The sequence below is a fragment of the Streptomyces sp. NPDC104307 genome, from assembly GCF_055584045.1.
Genome location: NZ_JBVJMU010000020.1, coordinates 25,949 through 42,559, shown reverse-complemented (window position 1 = coordinate 42,559; position 16,611 = coordinate 25,949). Strand labels below are relative to the sequence as shown.

Genomic DNA, 16,611 nt, shown 5'->3' with positions numbered 1-16,611 from the left:
GAGGCGTACACGCGCCCCCATGCTGACTGCCGCGGGGGCACGGTCGCGTCGGCTCCCGGGTCGAAAGCTGCCGCACGAGGCCGTGCCCGCTGGCCATGCGACCGCGTTCAGCTCCGCTCGTCCGCCGCGGCAGCCCGCAGGAGCTTCTTGTCGGGTTTGCCTGCATCCGTCAGGGGCAGTGCGGCGGTGAACGTGAGGTGGTCGGGTTCGTACATCGCGCCCCGCCCCTCCCGTACCCACGCCTGGAGTTCGTCTGCGGTGACGGTGCCGTCGGGGACGGTGACCACGGTGGCGTGGATGCGTTCGTGGCCGCCGTGGCCCTTCACGCCGTAGACGGCGGACTGCCGGACGGCGGGGTGGGTGTTGAGGAAGTCCTCCAGCTCGACGGTGTACACGTGGCCGCCGACCACCGCGATCATGTCCTTGATCCGGTCGACGACGCTGAGATAGCCGTCCTCGTCGAGCGAGCCGAGGTCGCCGGTGAGGACCCAGCCGTCGCGCAGGACCTCACCGGTGAGTTCGGGGTTCTTCCAGTAGCCCTCGAACACGGCCTCGGAGCGCACGCAGATCTCCCCGACCTCTCCGGCGGGCAGTACCAGGCCGCTGGTGTCGCGGATCTCGACCTCGACACCCGGCACCAAACGCCCGGCGGTGCGCAGGATGTTGGGGCGGTCTGGGTCGTGTTCGGCGGCGGGCAGCACGCTGACCGCGCCGGCTTCGAACTGCCCGTACCCCTGTTGCAGGACCGGGCCCAGCATGCGTACGGCTTCGGCGATCCGGGCGGGTGAGGAGGGGGTGCCGCCGTAGGTGATCTGCTGGAGGCTGGAGGTGTCGGTGCGTGCTGCGTCGGGGTGGTCCAGAACCTGGTAGAGCAGCGGGGGCAGCAGCATCGTATTGGTGATGCGCTCGCGGGCGATCGTCGCGAGGATCTCGGCCGGGTCGAAGGCGTAGTGCAGCACGACGGTGCCACCGGAGGCCAGGGTGGCGTCCGCGATGAACCCGGCGGCATGCGACAGGGGTGTGCACACCAGATCCCGCCTTCCCGTCCCGGTGAACAGCTGCTGCGTGCGTACGATGCCGTCCTGCATCCGGGCGAAGGTGGATCGTACGCCCTTGGGATGTCCGGTGGTTCCGCCTGAGTGCCGGATGAAGCACAGGTCGTCCGGGCGTGCGGCGCTCGGCAGCGAATCGCCAGGCTGCTTGGCGGCGAGTGCGAGCAGGTCCTCGCCCAAGGCTGCTGTCCTGGTGCCATCCGAGGTGCAGGCGCTGGCGGGGGCTTCACCGAGGACCAAGACCTGCTCCACCGGGGCGACCGAGTGCAGGAGTTCGGCGGCACGACCGGCCAGATGCGGGTCGACGACGAACGCGTACGTCTCGACGTCGGCCATCATCAGCGCCTGCACGTCGGCAGCGAGCCGGTTGTACAGGTGGTTGAAGTGCGCGCCAAGCAGGTTGACGGCGTAGCGCACGGCCACCGTCTCGGGCAGGTTCCCGCACAGCATCGTCACGGTGCGGCCGGGGCCGACGCCGCGCTCTGCGAGGGCGCGGGCTAGCCGGTAGACCAGGGAACGGAACGCGTCCGCGCCGAGGCGGCGGTCGCCGTACACGAGGATTTCCTGGTCGGGTTCGGCGGCCAGGCCGTCGAGGATGATCTCGACGTAGTTGCGGAACGGGGAAATCGGGGTGGACACGGTGGTGGGCCTCCGGTGGGAATCTCTGGTCAGTGGGTGATGATCAGGGCGGTCACGGCCGTGCCGGTGTTGTTCGCGGCAGTGGGGTCGGGGACGGTGCCCGAGATCGTGGCAGTCGCGGTGAGGTCGGCGGGTTCCGCGGCGTGGGCGTCCTGGGCGATGCCGAGGAGTCCGGCCGAGGGTAAGGAGGTGACGGCGACGGTGCAGGTATGGAGCTGAGGACGCATGAAGGTCCTGCCTTCAAGGCCGGGTTCCCTTCTTCCAAAAGGGCTCGGAGAACCTTGCTGCCGGGCTGTCAGCTGAAGGTGAGGGTTCCGACGGTGTAGACGCTGGAGATTGTGCCGAGCCCGTGTAGCCGCGGCCGGCACGGCCGCGACAGCCGGGATTGCTACGGGAACCCATGCTGCCCCGTTGCATCGCCGGACCGCCTCCAGAGCAGCGGCCGCCACTGAGCCCGGAGCAACCTCATGACCATTCCGCGTGGCATGGCGCCGGTACAGACCCGATCAGGCCGAACTCGGCCAGGCCACGAAGACGCGCACGGCCCGGTGCGACAGCCCGGGAAGTTCGAGGGGCGCCAGGCGATTCATGCTGAGATCGAGAACGCAGCGTGATCGACATACTTATTCGGGACCGTCACTCCGTGGCGACTGAGGCAGGCTCCCAGGTGAGCCCGGTCGCGAACTCGGCCTCCCTGAGGATGTCGATCAGGGCGATGGTGCCTCACCGGCGAGACCTTGATCCACGGCTCGCCGTGCCTGCGAGCGATGTCCACGCCGCCAGCCGTGGCCAACTTCAGCATGGTGTCGCATCGGCTGGCCGAGCTCGTCCACCACTGCCTTGCTCCACTCCTCGCGCACCACCCCGGGCAGCGGGATCCGCTCGGACTCGTCCAAGAACGCGCCCTTCCGAAGCGATGACAACTTTGGGCACATCCTCGCCGCATACGGTGGGACCTTCGGTGCCGGCTCAATCGCCTGGGTCATCATCGCTGACGGATATCGTCCCGACCGTTTCGGTGCCCTCGTCTGTCTCGCAGGAAATGCCGTGATCATGTATGCCCCGCGTGGCGACTCACTCGTTCACTATTCCGCAGCTTCTGATAGCCGGACATACCAGCAGACTTCGGCGCCGTTCACACGCTGGCAAGTGCCGAAGGGCGGGAGGCCATTGCGGTCTGCTACGAAGCGTATTTTTGACCCAGCCTTGTCGCGGACGGCCGGATTCGGTCTTCCAGGCCGACGGCTACGCGTAGCCCCAGTCCATGGTCATCGTGGTGAGCGCGTCGAGCACCGCTGGTGTCCAGTCACCGTCCTTGATCAAAGTCTCATCCACGACTTCCCCGGCTCGCCCGAGAGTAGAGCGGTTACTACCTGTGCGAGATCCCAGCGGGGAAAGATCGATGGACTTTTCAATGCGTACCACTTCTCCCGCGAACTTTTCGTTCGACAGATGAATCTCGACGGGCGGCGGCAGCGGCGTGACAGGACCGGTTACGGCAGCGACGGCAGCGGAAAGCAGCACATCAGCTACGGCCGGAACCAATCGAAGGAACGCCAGCTGGACAGTCAACCAGGCCAGCGGGCCGCCCCTCGGCCAGAGGCTGATGTCGGCGATCACTTCTAGAAATCCCCCGTTGACATCCACGACTACCCGCCCTGAGGCTGTAGTGACTCACGACCGCCAGTACCCGTATCGCGCAGCCGGAATTCGATCGTTCGGCTCGTAATTCGGTGAACCTTCCACCCGGTTCTATGCCGAAGCGGGGAATCAGAGAACTTCTGTATCACATCGCGCAGCTTTGACTGGGTGAGAGGTAGAAGCATTTTCCCCCAATGCCCGACGGGAGGCGGTCTCGGTGCTTCCCTCGCGGAAGAGCAACACTCGTGACAGCGCACAGTTGCAGGTCGGCCCTGGCTGCATCTGGATCCGCTCCGTCCACTGGCCAGTGAATCCCGGGCGACCGGGTGGCGTTCCTACGTTGCAGGCTGAGGCCCGGTTCTGCTGAGATTTAACTCGTGGTGTCGTCATGCGGATTTGATGGTCAGGCCGGTCTCGGTGAGGCAGCCGTCGATGAGGTTGCTGCGGTACTGGATGTGCCGTAGGCCGCTCCGGAGGGTGCGGATGAGGTGCTCTGGCGTGGAGAAGGCGACGTTGGAGAGCCAGCCGCGACGTAGCAGGGACCAGGTGCCTTCGACTGGGTTGAGGTCGGGTGCGTATGCAGGCAGGTAGAGGATGGTCAGCCAGTCCCGGGAGGCGGCGAACTCCCGTAGACCTGCGGCTTTGTGCACGTTGAGGTTGTCCCAGATGAGGACGATCGGGCCGCCGAGCTGTTGGTGGGCTGCGAGCAGAAGGTCCCGGTAGTCGCGCCAGGAGAAGCTCTTGCGCCCGTCGCGCGGCCGTCGTCCCGGCGGGGACGGTAGATCAGCCGGGATCGGTGGCCGGGTTTGTAGCAGGTCAGCGCGGCGATCGATATCCGTCTGCGAGAGCGGCCGCGGACCCGCACCACCGGGGTCCGGCCGCGCTGGGACCAGGTCTTGGCATGCGACGGCGTCATGGAGAAGCCGGCTTTGTCCTCGAAGACCAGCCAGGCTCCACGAGCCGCCGCTAGTCTTCCGCGCGGGGCCACACCTCCTTGACCCACCCAGCCAGCGCGTCGTCATCGCGCTCCATGGCACGACGGGCCGGAACCTGGCAGGACCAGCCGTTCCGCACCAACAGCTTGCGTACGCCCTGGATCGTGTAATTGAGGTGGAAGCGCCGTCCGATCACCGTCTTCACACGGCTCAGAGTCCAGCGCTGGTCCTCCCAGCCGTGCGCGGCCGGCCCCTTGGCCAGCTCCGATTCCAGCTGAGCGAACTGCTTCTCGCTGAGTCTCGGCAGCGATGCAGGCCCCTGCGATCTCAGGGATCGCGGCCCGCTCTCGGCCCATGCCTGACGCCATCTCTGCACCGACCGGACGCTGACCCGCAGATCCCTGGCGATCGCTGAACTGCCCTCGCCCCGGGCAAACCGCTCAGCCGCCTGAAGCCGTAACTCCGCGCGCTTGCAGTGCCGTTCAGCAGTCAACCCGCCACCCTGTGGATACCTCATCCTCCGGTGATACCGCGGGTGGGCACCAACCGTCAGCCCCTATGACTTCACGAGTTCAATCTCAGTAACAACGGCTAACACAATGAAGCGACTGGGCCCTGGTGGCGGTGTCTGTGTCAGGAGTTGGGCGTGTCCGGGCATGGGGACTTCACCGTGGATCGTGTCGGATGACTTGTGGGAGCGGATAGAGCCGCTGCTGCCGCGCAAGGAGCGTCGGTTTCGGCACCCGGGCCGGATGCCGCTGCCGGACCGGCAGGTGCTGTGCGGCATCCTCTTCGTGCTCCACACGGGCATTCAATGGGAATTCCTGCCGAAGGAGTTGGGCTTCGGGTCGGGCATGACGTGCTGGCGTCGGCTGCGGGACTGGAACGAGGCCGGTGTCTGGCAGCGCTTGCACGAAGTGCTGCTGGCCGAGCTGAACGTGGCGGCCCGTCTCGGCTGGTCGCGGGCCGTCGTCGATTCCAGCCACCTGCGGGCCGTAAAAGGGGGAACCACACGGGACCGAGTCCGGTCGACCGTGCCCGATCCGGATCGAAACACCACCTGATCACGGACGGCCACGGCACTCCGCTCGCCGTGATCCTCACGGGCGGCAACCGCAACGACGTCACCCAGTTGCTGCCTCTGATCGACGCCATCCCGCCGGTCAGAGGCAGGGTCGGTCACCCAAGGCGCAAGCCCGACTCCCTCTTCGCCGACCGCGGATACGACCACGACATCTACCGCAACCAGGTCCGCCAACGCCGGATCGTGCCGGCCATCGCCCGCCGCGGCACCCTCCACGGCACCTACCGCTGGGTCGTCGAACGCAGCTTCGCCTGGCTCCACGGCTTCAAACGCCTCCGCATCCGCTGGGAACGCCGAGCCGACATCCACGAAGCCTTCCTCAAAATCGCCTGCTGCCTGATCACCCACCGACAGATCAACTCATTTGGTTAGCCGCTGTAAGGCCTGTCCGGCGGATCAGGGGCGGATAGGGCGCACCGGGTCCGGGATCAGTCCCGCGCCGGGCTTCGGCGCGAGGAGTGACTTGGCCACCGTGCCGAGCACCGTCGTCGCCAGCCGGACCAGCGCAACTTCCATGCCCGCCACCGCAGTTCCTCCCCCTGTCGGACCCTGGTGGAGGGATCGTACGACGGCCGTGCTGTCAGAAGTCACCAAAGATTGCTGACACCATGTCTCGCATACTTGTTGGTAACAGCGTCTGTTCGCGGGCCGACCTGCGGCTCTACGGTGCTGACATGCCGACGAACCTGCCCGATGTAGTGCTCTGGTCCATACCGGCCTTCGTCCTGCTCACCGTCCTGGAAATGGCGCTCCACCACTTCCACCCCGACGAGGAGGCCGCCGGATACGAGGCGAAAGACGCCGCCACCAGCATCACCATGGGGCTGGGCAGCCTGGTCTTCGACCTGCTGTGGAAGGTGCCCATCGTCGCCGTCTACACGGCGGTGTACGAGCTGACGCCGCTGCGCGTGCCCGTCCTGTGGTGGACCGTCCCGCTGATGCTGCTCGGGCAGGACTTCCTCTACTACTGGTCGCACCGGGGCCATCACGTCATCCGGATCCTCTGGGCCTGTCACGTGGTCCACCACTCCAGCCGGAAGTTCAACCTCTCCACCGCGCTGCGCCAGCCCTGGACCTCGCTGACCTCCTGGCCGTTCTACCTCCCGCTCATCGCCTGCGGTGTCCACCCGGCGGCGCTCGCCTTCTGCTCCTCGGCCAACCTCGTCTACCAGTTCTGGGTGCACACCGAACGTGTCGACAAGCTGCCCAGGCCCTTCGAGTACGTGCTGAACACCCCCTCCCACCACCGGGTGCACCACGCCTCCCAGGGTGGCTACCTGGACCGGAACTTCGGCGGCATCCTGATCGTGTGGGACCGCTGGTTCGGCTCCTTCGCGGCGGAGACGGAGCGGCCCGTGTTCGGGCTCACCAAGAACATCGACACGTTCAACCCGCTGCGGGTCGCCACCCACGAGTACGCCGCCATCGCCCGCGACGTGCGTGCCGCGGGCAGCTGGGGTGAGCGGGCCGGACGCGTCTTCCGGGGGCCCGGCTGGCAGCCCGCCGGGGCGGCCGTGCGCGGCGGCAAGGCGGCCGCGGCCGTTCCCGCGCCGGAAACCACCGGATGAGCGCCGCCGGGCCGCTGACGAACGCCGCGCCGTTCCCGGACCGGCGGGAGCGGCTCGTCCGCCCCCTGCTGGCCGCCTTCCTCGCCGTCAGCGCCGCCGACCTCGTCGCGGTCCTCGCCGGCGGCGGCCCCGCGCACCTCATCGCCAAGCCGCTGCTGATGCCGCTGCTGGCCGGGTACGCCGCCGCCCGGCGCGGGCCCCGGCCGCTGATCGCCGCACTGCTCTGCGGCTGGGTGGGCGACACGTTCCTGCTGGCCGACGCCGATGCCGCCTTCCTCATCGGGATGGGCGGCTTCGCGGCCGGACACCTCTGCTACCTCAGGCTCTTCGGACGGGCCCGCGGCGCGCTGCTGCCCGCAGTCGTCTACGCGGTCGTCCTGGCCGCCTTCCTCGCCCTGATCTGGGACGGGCTGCCGGCCGGACTGCGGTTGCCGCTGACCGGCTACAGCCTGCTGCTCACGGCCATGGCCTGCCGGTCCGGCGTGCTCGGCCGGTGTGCGGCGGTTGGCGGTGCGCTCTTCCTGCTCTCCGACGCCCTGATCGCCACCGGCATCGCGGACCGGCCGCAGCTGCCCGCCCCCGGCTTCTGGGTCATGCTCACCTATGTGGCGGCCCAGCTGCTGCTGACCCTGGGAGCGCTGGCCCCGGGTGCTCGACGGCCGGGCGCCGGGACCTGGGCGTACCGTGGACGGCGTACCGGCATCTGAGATCAGCAAGGACCCCCACGCATGCGCGCCACCGTCATCCACGCCCCCCACGACATCCGCGTGCAGGAGGTCCCGGACCCGGCGATCCAGCAGCCCACCGATGTGGTGCTGCGGGTCCTGCGGGCCTGCATCTGCGGCAGCGACCTGTGGGCCTACCGAGGTGAGTCCGCCCGCAAGCCAGGTCAGCGCATCGGCCACGAGTTCCTCGGGATCGTCGAGGAGGCCGGTTCCGGCGTCAACGGCTTCGCCGTGGGCGACCTGGTCGTCGCCCCCTTCGTCTGGTCCGACGGCACCTGCGCCTACTGCGCGGAGGGACTGACCACCTCCTGCCCGCAGGGCGGGTTCTGGGGTTCGGTCGGCTCCGACGGCGGGCAGGGCGAGGCCGTACGCGTCCCGTTCGCCGACGGCACCCTGGTCAAGCTGCCGGCCGCCGCGGCCTCCGACGACCGCCTGCTCACCGCGCTGCTGGCCCTCTCCGACGTCCTCGGCACCGGCCACCACGCGGCGGTCGGCGCCGGGGTGAAGCCCGGCTCCACGGTCGCCGTCGTCGGTGACGGAGCCGTCGGCCTGTGCGGGGTCATGGCCGCCAAGCGGCTTGGCGCCGAGCGGATCATCGCGCTCGGCCGCCACACCGCCCGCACCGACATCGCCCGCACCTTCGGCGCCACCGACGTCGTCGCGGAGCGCGGCGAGGCCGCCGTCGCCGCCGTACGGGAACTGCTCGGCGGCGAGGGCGCCCAGGCGGTCATCGAGGCCGTCGGCACCGAGCAGTCCATGCGCACGGCCGTGGAGATCACCCGCGACGGCGGCTCGGTCGGCTACGTCGGCGTACCGCACGGCAGCGGCACCGGACTGGACCTCGGCGTCATGTTCGACCGGAACATCGCCCTGCGCGGCGGGGTCGCCCCCGTGCGCGGCTACATACCGGAGCTGCTCCCCGACGTCCTGTCCGGCGCCATCGACCCCTCGCCCGTCTTCGACCTCGCCATCGGCCTCGACGACGTACCGGCCGGCTACAAGGCGATGGACGAGCGCACGGCGTTGAAGGTCCTCATCAAGCCGTGAGCCGGTGAGGCCGGTGCGGGGGCCGGTGCGATCGCCGGCCCCCGCACCGGACCCGCTACCAGCGGACCGCGTCCAGGGCGTCCACCACACCGGCCCCGTAGAAGCCGTTGCGGTTCTTGCCGCCCTCGCAGACCGCGTCGACGGTGCCGTCACCGTCGATGTCGTACGGGGCGCCGCACGCCGTGGCGTCGGCCTCCGCCGTCAGCAGCGCCTTCACCGCGAACGCGGAGGCGTACGGGTGCCTGGACTTGATCAGGGCCACCACGCCCGCCACGTGCGGGGAGGCCATCGACGTACCGGCCATGTAGCCGTACTTGCCGTCCGGCAGCGTGGACAGGATCAGACCGTTCGTCGCGGGGAGCTCCGGCGGCTGGTAGGCCGTCGAGTCGCCGCCCGGCGCGGCCACGTCGATGACCCCGTTCCCGTAGTTCGAGTACGAGGCCTTCAGGCCCTTCGCGCCCGTCGCCGAGACCGTCACGACACCCGGCAGCATCGTCGGGATGTCGAAGCACTTCTTCGGGTCGATCGTCCGGGTGGAGGTGTCGCCGTCGTTCGGGCTGCCCGAGTCCTCGATCGTGTCGGCCGCCAGGTCCTCGGCCGAGTTGCCCGACGCGGCGACGTTGACCGTGCCCCTGCTCTCCGCGTACCGGGTGGCACGGGCGACCGCCTCGACCAGCGCGCCCTGGTCCGGGTCGTCCTTGCAGTTGTACATCCAGGGGTCGGTGTAATAGCTGTTGTTGGTGACGTCGACACCGTGGTCCGCCGCCCACATGAAGCCGCAGACGACGGACTCGGTGTAGAAGTAGCCGTCCGGGTTCGCCACCTTGATACCGGCGACCCTCACCCCCGGCGCGACACCCGTCACCCCGATGCCGTTCTTCGCCGCGGCTATGGTGCCCGCGACATGGGTGCCGTGCGGGCTCTCACCCGCCTTCGGCCGCCAGGAGCCGGGGGTGGTGTCCGGCGCGCCGGTCGCACAGTTCGCGGAGGCGGACCGGTCGAAGTTGGGCGCGAGGTCCGGATGGGTGTCGTCGACCCCCGTGTCGATGACCGCGACCGTGACCTTCCGGCTGCCCAGTGACTTCTGGTGCGCCCTGTCCGCCTTGATGGCCGGCAGGTCCCACTGCAACGGCTCCATCGGGTCCTGGTCCGCCGTCGCCCGCGCCGCGGCGGTCCGCTCCTGCTCGGCGGTGAGCGGCTGCTCGACCCCGATGTCCTTGGTGGCCTGCGGGACGATCGGGTTGGTGCGGGTGGCGCCCGCCGAATCCACGCCCCTGACCCTGCGTACGGACTGCGCGAAGTCCGGGTTCTGCGAGTGGACGACGAGGACGCCGATCCGGTCGTAGGCGATCACCACCGTGCCGCCGGCCCGCTCCACCGCCTTGCGCACCTGCTTGACGGTGCCGGGACCGCCCCGCGTGTTCACCACGTACGACAGCTTCGGTCCGTCCGCCGGTACCGCCGCCGCGGTCCGGCCGTCCACCGCCGAAGCGGAAGCGGAACCCGTCGGCAGGAAGCCGAGCGAGACGGTGAGGGCCAATCCGACGGGCAGCGCCAGTGCGCGCGTCCGTCCGGATCTCAGATGAGCCATGGGGTCTCCACATCATCCGTGCCGGTCGACCGGACACGGGGTGTGTCCAGTCGCGTACATGACCAGTGAAGCTATCGCTGATCATCCCGGCTCATCAATGAGTTCGGGAGAACCCGTCTCCACCGCGGCGTCCGAAGGGGTGACCCGGAGACCGGCGGAAGAGTGCGCAGCCGCGTTGAACCGCTTCGCCACGGGCCGCGTGCCGTTGTCAGGGGAGGCGCACCATCACCCCCCGATACCGAGGTCCCCAGTGAAATCCACCGTCCCCACCATTACCGCACCCGCGTCGCGAGGAGATTCCGTGGCTACCGATGCACCGCCGCCAGAGGGCAGTACGGAGACAGGGCCGGCCCAGCCCACGACCGAGGCCTTCCTCGCGGAGCAGGAGAGCGCGGAATTCGGCGAACTGCGCCGCTCGTACCGCTCGTTCGCCTTCCCGCTGACCATCGCCTTTGTCCTCTGGTACCTGCTGTACGTGCTGCTGTCCAACTACGCAGGCGGCTTCATGGGCACCAAGGTGTTCAGCAACTTCAACGTGGCCTTCGTCTTCGGCCTCGCCCAGTTCCTCACCACCTTCCTCATCGCCTGGTTCTACTCGCGGCACGCCAACGCGAAGCTGGACCCGAAGGCCGAGGCCATCAAGTCCCGTATGGAGGCCGACGCATGAGCGCCGCGTACCACTCCCACACCGCCGTACTCGCCGCCTCCTCCACCACCGAGCACCGGCCGCTGATCATCACGCTCTTCGCGGTCTTCGTCGCGGCGACCCTCGGCATCACCGTCTGGGCCGGCCGGCAGACCAAGAGCGCCTCCGACTTCTACGCGGGCGGACGCCAGTTCACCGCCTTCCAGAACGGACTCGCGGTCTCCGGCGACTACATGTCCGCCGCCTCGTTCCTCGGTATCGCCGGAGCCATCGCCCTCTTCGGATACGACGGCTTCCTCTACTCGATCGGCTTCCTCGTCGCCTGGCTGGTCGCCCTGCTGCTGGTGGCGGAACCGCTGCGCAACTCGGGCCGCTACACCATGGGCGACGTCCTCGCCTACCGGATGCGGCAGCGCCCCGTGCGCACCGCGGCGGGCGTCTCCACCATCATCGTCTCGATCTTCTACCTGCTGGCACAGATGGCCGGCGCGGGTGTGCTGGTCTCCCTGCTCCTCGGCATCACCAGCGACGCCGGAAAGATCCTCATCGTTGCGCTGGTCGGCGTACTGATGATCGTCTACGTCACCATCGGCGGCATGAAGGGCACCACCTGGGTGCAGATGGTCAAGGCCGTGCTGCTCATCGCGGGCGCCATCCTGATGACCTTCATGGTGCTCTGGAAGTTCGACTTCAACGTCTCGGACCTGCTGGGCACCGCTGCGGAGAAGAGCGGCCACGGCGCGTCGTTCCTGGAGCCCGGACTCAAGTACGGCGCCACCGGCACCTCGAAGCTGGACTTCCTCTCCCTCGGCATCGCCCTGGTGCTGGGCACCGCGGGCCTGCCGCACATCCTGATCCGCTTCTACACGGTGCCGACCGCCAAGGCCGCCCGTAAGTCGGTCAACTGGGCCATCGGCATCATCGGCGCCTTCTACCTGATGACGATCGCCCTCGGATTCGGCGCCGCGGCCCTCATCGGACCGAAGGAGATCATCGCGAAGAACCCGGCGGGCAACGCGGCGGCCCCACAGCTCGCCGAGTACCTCGGCGGGGTCGGCTCCACCGGCGGCGCCGTCATGCTCGCCGTCATCTCCGCCGTCGCCTTCGCCACCATCCTCGCCGTCGTCGCGGGCCTCACCCTCGCCTCCTCGTCCTCCTTCGCCCACGACATCTACGCCAACGTCATCCGCAAGGGGAAGGCCACCGAGAAGGAGGAGATGCGGGCCGCCCGCTGGGCCACCGTCTTCATCGGCGCCGCCGCGATCCTGCTCGGCGCCTTCGCCCGCGACATGAACGTCGCCGGTCTGGTGGCGCTCGCCTTCGCCGTCGCCGCCTCGGCCAACCTCCCCACGCTCCTCTACAGCCTCTTCTGGAAGCGCTTCACCACCCAGGGCGCGCTGTGGTCGATCTACGGTGGTCTGGCCAGCTCGGTGATCCTGGTGCTGTTCTCGCCGGTCGTCTCCGGCAACGAGAAGACCTCGATGTTCAAGGGCGTCGACTTCGCCTGGTTCCCGCTGGAGAACCCCGGCCTGATCTCGATCCCGCTGGGCTTCCTGCTCGGCTGGCTCGGCTCCCTCCTGTCGAAGGAGGAGCCGGACAAGGGCAAGTACGCCGAACTGGAGGTCAAGTCCCTCACCGGCATCGGAGCCCACTGAGAGCAGGAGTTCACCCAGGAGTTCGTCTCTCGCACCGATCCCCTGCCGCGGCCGCGTCGTAGAGTCCTACGACGCGGCCGCGTCGTACCTCGTGTCAAACGGGCCCCTGCGATGTCACACGCCTCGCGTAGTCTCGAAAGAGCCAGTAACCGCAACCGGGAATTCAGCCGGAGGAGGGGGCCCACCATGCTCATCGACACCTACGACCGGGTCGCCACCGACCTGCGCGTGTCACTCACCGACCGGTGCAACCTGCGCTGTACGTACTGCATGCCGGAGGAGGGCCTGCAGTGGCTGGCCAAGCCGGACCTGCTGAGTGACGACGAGATCGTCCGGCTCGTCCGCATCGCCGTCACGCAGCTCGGCATCACCGAAGTCCGCTTCACCGGCGGCGAGCCGCTGCTGCGCCCCGGACTCGTCTCCATCGTCGAACAGTGCGCGGCCCTGGAGCCCCGCCCGAAGATGTCGATCACCACCAACGGGATCGGGCTCAAGCGGACCGCCGCGGCGCTCAAGTCCGCCGGGCTGGACCGGGTCAACGTCTCGCTGGACACCCTGCGCCCCGACGTGTTCAAGACCCTCACCCGCCGCGACCGGCACCACGACGTCCTGGCCGGCCTCGAAGCCGCCCGGGAGGCCGGGCTCACCCCGGTCAAGGTCAACACCGTCCTGATGCCGGGACTCAACGACGACGAGGCCCCGGACCTGCTCGCCTGGGCCGTGGACAACGCCTACCAGCTCCGCTTCATCGAGCAGATGCCGCTCGACGCACAGCACGGCTGGAAGCGCGACGGAATGATCACAGCCGGTGACATCCTCCAGTCGCTGCGCACCCGCTTCGAGCTCACCCCGGAGGGCCGGGACGAGCGCGGCTCCGCCCCCGCCGAGCGCTGGCTGGTCGACGGCGGACCGCACCGGGTCGGCGTCATCGCCTCCGTCACCCGGCCGTTCTGCCGGGCCTGCGACCGCACCCGGCTCACCGCCGACGGACAGGTGCGCACCTGCCTCTTCGCCCGCGAGGAGACCGACCTGCGCGGCGCACTGCGGTCGGACGCGCCGGACAGCGAGATCGCCCGGATCTGGCGGCTCGCGATGTGGGGCAAGAAGGCCGGCTCCGGCCTGGACGACCCCTCCTTCCTCCAGCCCGACCGCCCGATGTCGGCGATCGGCGGGTAGCGCGCCGGGGCGGGGGCCGTCAGGCGGGTGACTCCCACTCCTCCAGCGTCACCACGTCCTTCAGGAAGCCGCGCACGCCGAGGAACGAGGACAGGTGCTCCCGGTGCTCGTCGCAGGCCAGCCAGGTCTTGCGGCGGTCCGGGGTGTGCAGCTTCGGGTTGTTCCACGCGAGCACCCACACGGCGTCGGCACGACAGCCCTTGGCGGAACAGACAGGGGCCTCGGCAGCGGATTCAGGGGAGTTCACGGACTCAACCCTAGATCCTCCCGGGCCTCCCAGGAGGCGCGGGGCCTCCCGCGGAGGGGGGCCGGCCCGAAGCATCCCCGTCGGAGAAAAGGCGACGCCGGGCAGCCACGGGGGGAGCTGCCCGGCGTCGGTCCGTCGCTCCGACGGGGGATGCGGAGCGCTTTTGAAGTATGTCACGCAGACAGGGGTGCGGGGCACTGGAACTTCATGATTGATCTGAGCTTTTCTTGAGCTTGAACCCGCCGTGAAACCAGACGGTACCGGGGCGTACCGGGTCAGCTGTGACCCTGCGGATCCGGGGAACGGAAGACGTGGTCCGCCTCCGGTTCCGGTTCGGTGTGACTCGTCACAGGTGCGGCGCCGAGCGCGAGCCGCGTCGGGGCCGGGACGAAGGTCGAGGGCATCGCGGGGGAGTTCTCCCGGCCCGCGTTGGCGATGACGACGGCGATGTACGGGAGCAGAACGCCCAGCGCCAGCCCCACGATCGCCACATAGCGCTCCACGTTCCACAGGGCCGCCGCGGCGACCACCGAGACCGTGCGCACGGACATCGAGATCACGTAGCGCCGCTGCCTGCCGCGCACATCCTCCGCGAGCCCCTGCCGGGCCCCCGTGATCCGGAAGACCTCGGAACCGCTCTGCTTGCCCATCCCGCCTCCACCCAACTTCCCCGCGCCCGCGTCATCGCCTCGTCCGCGCACGAACCGGAGGAGACCCCGTTCCCATGCCGGACGCTCCCCGGATCCGGACCGTTCCTACGGTACGCCCGGCACTCGCCGCGTTCGAGACCGGGGCGCGCCACGAATCCCGCTCACCGCACGTACGGACCCCTCCGGCATGCGGTGCGCCCGTCCGGGGCCGAGACTGGTCGCACATCGCGACACCGCGTTGCATGAGGAGGCGGTATGGGCTGGTTGTGGGCAATCATCGTGGGCCTGGTTCTCGGCCTGATCGCGAAGGCGATCCTGCCGGGGAAGCAGGAGATCCCACTCTGGCTGACGGTCATCTTCGGCATGATCGGCAGCATCCTCGGCAATGCCGTCGCCACCTGGATCGGTGTCAACGACACCAAGGGCATCGACTGGACGCGCCATGTGCTCCAGCTGATCGGCGCCGTGGTGGTGGTCGGTGTGGGGGACATGCTGTGGGCCTCGATCCGGGGCAGCAGGAAACAGAAGACCTGAGCCACCGGTCCACCGCACGGCACCGCGGCCGGACACGCATGGCGCGTGTCCGGCCGCGGTGCCGTGATGGCGTCCCGTACGGGCCCGGATCAGCCCGCCGTGACCTCGATGGCCGCGAGGTTCTTCTTGCCCCTGCGCAGCACCAGCCAGCGCCCGTGCAGCAGCTCCTCGCGGGCCGGTGCGACCTCGCCGTCGGTGACCTTGACGTTGTTCACGTACGCGCCACCCTCCTTGACCGTGCGGCGCGCGCCCGACTTGCTCGGCGCCAGACCGACCTCCACCAGCAGGTCCACCAGCGGACCCAGCTCGGTGACCCGGGCGTGCGGCACCTCGGAGAGTGCGGCGCTCAGCGTCGCCTCGTCCAGCCCGCCCAGCTCGCCCTGGCCGAACAGGGCCTTCGACGCGGCGATGACCGAGGCGCACTGGTCCGCGCCGTGCACCAGCGTCGTCAGCTCCTCGGCCAGCGCGCGCTGCGCGGAGCGGGCCTGCGGCCGCTCCTCCGTGACCTTCTCCAGCTCCTCCAGCTCGGCGGGGCTCAGGAAGCTGAGGATGCGCATGTAGCGGGAGATGTCCCGGTCGTCCACGTTCAGCCAGAACTGGTAGAACGCGTACGGCGTCGTCATCTCCGGGTCGAGCCAGACGGCCCCGCTCTCGGACTTGCCGAACTTGGTCCCGTCCGCCTTCGTCATCAGCGGCGTCGCCAGCGCGTGCACCTCCGCGCCCGGCTCCAGGCGGTGGATCAGGTCCAGACCTGCGGTGAGGTTCCCCCACTGGTCGCTGCCGCCCTGCTGGAGGGTGCAGCCGTGGCGCCGGTACAGCTCCAGGAAGTCCATGCTCTGGAGCAGCTGGTAGCTGAACTCGGTGTAGCTGATGCCCTCGTCGGACTCCAGCCGGCGGGCGATGGACTCCTTGGTGAGCATCTTGTTGACCCGGAAGTGCTTGCCGATGTCCCGCAGGAACTCGATCGCGGACATGCCCGCGGTCCAGTCCAGGTTGTTCACCATGACCGCGGCGTTCTCGCCCTCGAAGGACAGGAACGGCTCGATCTGGGACCGCAGCCGCGACACCCAGGCGGCGATGGTCTCCGGGTCGTTCAGCGTGCGCTCCGCGGTCGGCCGGGGGTCACCGATCTGGCCGGTGGCCCCGCCCACCAGGGCGAGCGGCCGCAGCCCGGCCCGCTGGAGCCGGCGCATGGTGAGCACCTGCACCAGGTGGCCGACGTGCAGACTCGCCGCGGTGGGGTCGTAGCCGCAATAGAACGTGACGGGACCGTCCGCGAGAGCCTTGCGCAGTGCGTCCTCGTCAGTGGACTGGGCGAACAGCCCGCGCCACTTCAGCTCGTCGACGATGTCCGTCACGGTTCCGTGTCTCCTCAGCTACGTGTATCGATGGGTCTTTCGACAGGTCTACCGATAGACCTG

The 16,611-nt window shown here is 68.9% G+C and carries 15 protein-coding genes and 2 pseudogenes; 9 read left to right on the top strand and 8 right to left on the bottom strand.

The window, feature by feature from the left end; all coding sequences use genetic code 11:
• Nucleotides 1–107: 107 nt before the first annotated feature.
• On the bottom strand, nt 108–1,691 hold the full coding sequence (locus ACZ601_RS33995) for an AMP-binding protein (RefSeq protein ID WP_469545110.1): 1,584 nt from the start codon (nt 1,689–1,691) through the stop codon (nt 108–110).
• A gap of 29 nt (nt 1,692–1,720) precedes the next feature.
• Nucleotides 1,721–1,918: a hypothetical protein gene (locus ACZ601_RS33990; RefSeq protein ID WP_469545108.1), complete on the bottom strand. Its 198-nt coding sequence runs from the start codon at nt 1,916–1,918 to the stop codon at nt 1,721–1,723.
• Between the two features lie 673 nt (nt 1,919–2,591).
• Here ACZ601_RS33990 and ACZ601_RS33985 point away from each other — a divergent pair.
• Nucleotides 2,592–2,762, top strand: a pseudogene (locus ACZ601_RS33985) (YnfA family protein); the annotation flags it as partial.
• Between the two features lie 174 nt (nt 2,763–2,936).
• Here ACZ601_RS33985 and ACZ601_RS33980 read toward each other — a convergent pair.
• Both ACZ601_RS33980 and ACZ601_RS33975 read right to left on the bottom strand, forming a co-directional pair.
• Nucleotides 2,937–3,311: a hypothetical protein gene (locus ACZ601_RS33980; RefSeq protein WP_469545285.1), complete on the bottom strand. Its 375-nt coding sequence runs from the start codon at nt 3,309–3,311 to the stop codon at nt 2,937–2,939.
• A 407-nt stretch (nt 3,312–3,718) separates the two neighbouring features.
• Nucleotides 3,719–4,784 (bottom strand): annotated as a pseudogene (locus tag ACZ601_RS33975) (IS630 family transposase).
• 139 nt (nt 4,785–4,923) lie between these two features.
• Between ACZ601_RS33975 and ACZ601_RS33970 the strand changes: the two are divergent.
• The 4 genes from ACZ601_RS33970 (at nt 4,924) to ACZ601_RS33955 (ending at nt 8,691) form a co-directional block, all read left to right on the top strand.
• A protein-coding gene (locus ACZ601_RS33970; RefSeq protein ID WP_469545107.1) for an IS5 family transposase occupies nt 4,924–5,723 on the top strand; the annotation gives its coding sequence in 2 pieces (ribosomal slippage) (nt 4,924–5,247 and nt 5,250–5,723; 798 coding nt in all).
• A 302-nt stretch (nt 5,724–6,025) separates the two neighbouring features.
• Complete coding sequence (locus ACZ601_RS33965; RefSeq protein WP_469545105.1) at nt 6,026–6,919, top strand: sterol desaturase family protein; 894 nt, start codon at nt 6,026–6,028, stop codon at nt 6,917–6,919.
• The gene (locus tag ACZ601_RS33960; RefSeq protein WP_469545103.1) at nt 6,916–7,626 is read left to right on the top strand and encodes a lysoplasmalogenase; all 711 of its coding nucleotides are present in this window, start codon (nt 6,916–6,918) and stop codon (nt 7,624–7,626) included. The genes ACZ601_RS33965 and ACZ601_RS33960 overlap by 4 nt, the downstream gene beginning before the upstream one ends.
• 21 nt (nt 7,627–7,647) lie before the next feature.
• Nucleotides 7,648–8,691, top strand: coding sequence for a zinc-dependent alcohol dehydrogenase family protein (locus ACZ601_RS33955; RefSeq protein ID WP_469545102.1), 1,044 nt, complete (start codon nt 7,648–7,650; stop codon nt 8,689–8,691).
• Between the two features lie 55 nt (nt 8,692–8,746).
• On the opposite strand, the gene ACZ601_RS33950 is transcribed toward ACZ601_RS33955, so the two are convergent.
• On the bottom strand, nt 8,747–10,282 hold the full coding sequence (locus ACZ601_RS33950; protein WP_469545100.1) for a S8 family peptidase: 1,536 nt from the start codon (nt 10,280–10,282) through the stop codon (nt 8,747–8,749).
• A gap of 301 nt (nt 10,283–10,583) precedes the next feature.
• On the opposite strand from ACZ601_RS33950, the gene ACZ601_RS33945 reads away from it, so the two are divergent.
• From ACZ601_RS33945 to moaA, 3 genes are all read left to right on the top strand, one after another.
• On the top strand, nt 10,584–10,949 hold the full coding sequence (locus ACZ601_RS33945; protein ID WP_440576530.1) for a DUF485 domain-containing protein: 366 nt from the start codon (nt 10,584–10,586) through the stop codon (nt 10,947–10,949).
• Nucleotides 10,946–12,583 carry a solute symporter family protein gene (locus ACZ601_RS33940; protein WP_440576529.1) on the top strand — a complete coding sequence of 546 codons (1,638 nt, stop codon included), beginning with the start codon at nt 10,946–10,948 and terminating at the stop codon, nt 12,581–12,583. Before ACZ601_RS33945 ends, ACZ601_RS33940 begins: the two co-directional genes overlap by 4 nt.
• A 186-nt stretch (nt 12,584–12,769) precedes the next feature.
• Nucleotides 12,770–13,759: a GTP 3',8-cyclase MoaA gene (gene moaA / locus ACZ601_RS33935; RefSeq protein WP_469545097.1), complete on the top strand. Its 990-nt coding sequence runs from the start codon at nt 12,770–12,772 to the stop codon at nt 13,757–13,759.
• Between the two features lie 19 nt (nt 13,760–13,778).
• On the opposite strand, the gene ACZ601_RS33930 is transcribed toward moaA, so the two are convergent.
• Nucleotides 13,779–14,006, bottom strand: coding sequence for a hypothetical protein (locus ACZ601_RS33930; RefSeq protein ID WP_440576527.1), 228 nt, complete (start codon nt 14,004–14,006; stop codon nt 13,779–13,781).
• Between the two features lie 275 nt (nt 14,007–14,281).
• Nucleotides 14,282–14,656 carry a DUF3099 domain-containing protein gene (locus ACZ601_RS33925; protein WP_469545095.1) on the bottom strand — a complete coding sequence of 125 codons (375 nt, stop codon included), beginning with the start codon at nt 14,654–14,656 and terminating at the stop codon, nt 14,282–14,284.
• A 255-nt stretch (nt 14,657–14,911) separates the two neighbouring features.
• On the opposite strand from ACZ601_RS33925, the gene ACZ601_RS33920 reads away from it, so the two are divergent.
• Nucleotides 14,912–15,190 (top strand): GlsB/YeaQ/YmgE family stress response membrane protein, encoded by a 279-nt coding sequence (locus ACZ601_RS33920; RefSeq protein ID WP_440576525.1) that lies wholly within the window; start codon nt 14,912–14,914, stop codon nt 15,188–15,190.
• Nucleotides 15,191–15,279: 89 nt separating this feature from the next.
• Here the strand turns inward: ACZ601_RS33920 and tyrS are convergent, their stop codons facing one another.
• The gene (gene tyrS / locus ACZ601_RS33915; protein ID WP_469545093.1) at nt 15,280–16,548 is read right to left on the bottom strand and encodes a tyrosine--tRNA ligase; all 1,269 of its coding nucleotides are present in this window, start codon (nt 16,546–16,548) and stop codon (nt 15,280–15,282) included.
• Nucleotides 16,549–16,611: the final 63 nt, after the last annotated feature.

Bases quoted from the DNA above. Each gene is read 5' to 3' on its own strand.
- ACZ601_RS33990 (WP_469545108.1), bottom strand. From the start codon at position 1,918: ATGCGTCCTCAGCTCCATACCTGCACCGTCGCCGTCACCTCCTTACCC.
- ACZ601_RS33965 (WP_469545105.1), top strand. From the start codon at position 6,026: ATGCCGACGAACCTGCCCGATGTAGTGCTCTGGTCCATACCGGCCTTC.
- ACZ601_RS33960 (WP_469545103.1), top strand. From the start codon at position 6,916: ATGAGCGCCGCCGGGCCGCTGACGAACGCCGCGCCGTTCCCGGACCGG.
- ACZ601_RS33955 (WP_469545102.1), top strand. From the start codon at position 7,648: ATGCGCGCCACCGTCATCCACGCCCCCCACGACATCCGCGTGCAGGAG.
- ACZ601_RS33950 (WP_469545100.1), bottom strand. From the start codon at position 10,282: ATGGCTCATCTGAGATCCGGACGGACGCGCGCACTGGCGCTGCCCGTC.
- ACZ601_RS33940 (WP_440576529.1), top strand. From the start codon at position 10,946: ATGAGCGCCGCGTACCACTCCCACACCGCCGTACTCGCCGCCTCCTCC.
- moaA (WP_469545097.1), top strand. From the start codon at position 12,770: ATGCTCATCGACACCTACGACCGGGTCGCCACCGACCTGCGCGTGTCA.
- ACZ601_RS33925 (WP_469545095.1), bottom strand. From the start codon at position 14,656: ATGGGCAAGCAGAGCGGTTCCGAGGTCTTCCGGATCACGGGGGCCCGG.
- ACZ601_RS33920 (WP_440576525.1), top strand. From the start codon at position 14,912: ATGGGCTGGTTGTGGGCAATCATCGTGGGCCTGGTTCTCGGCCTGATC.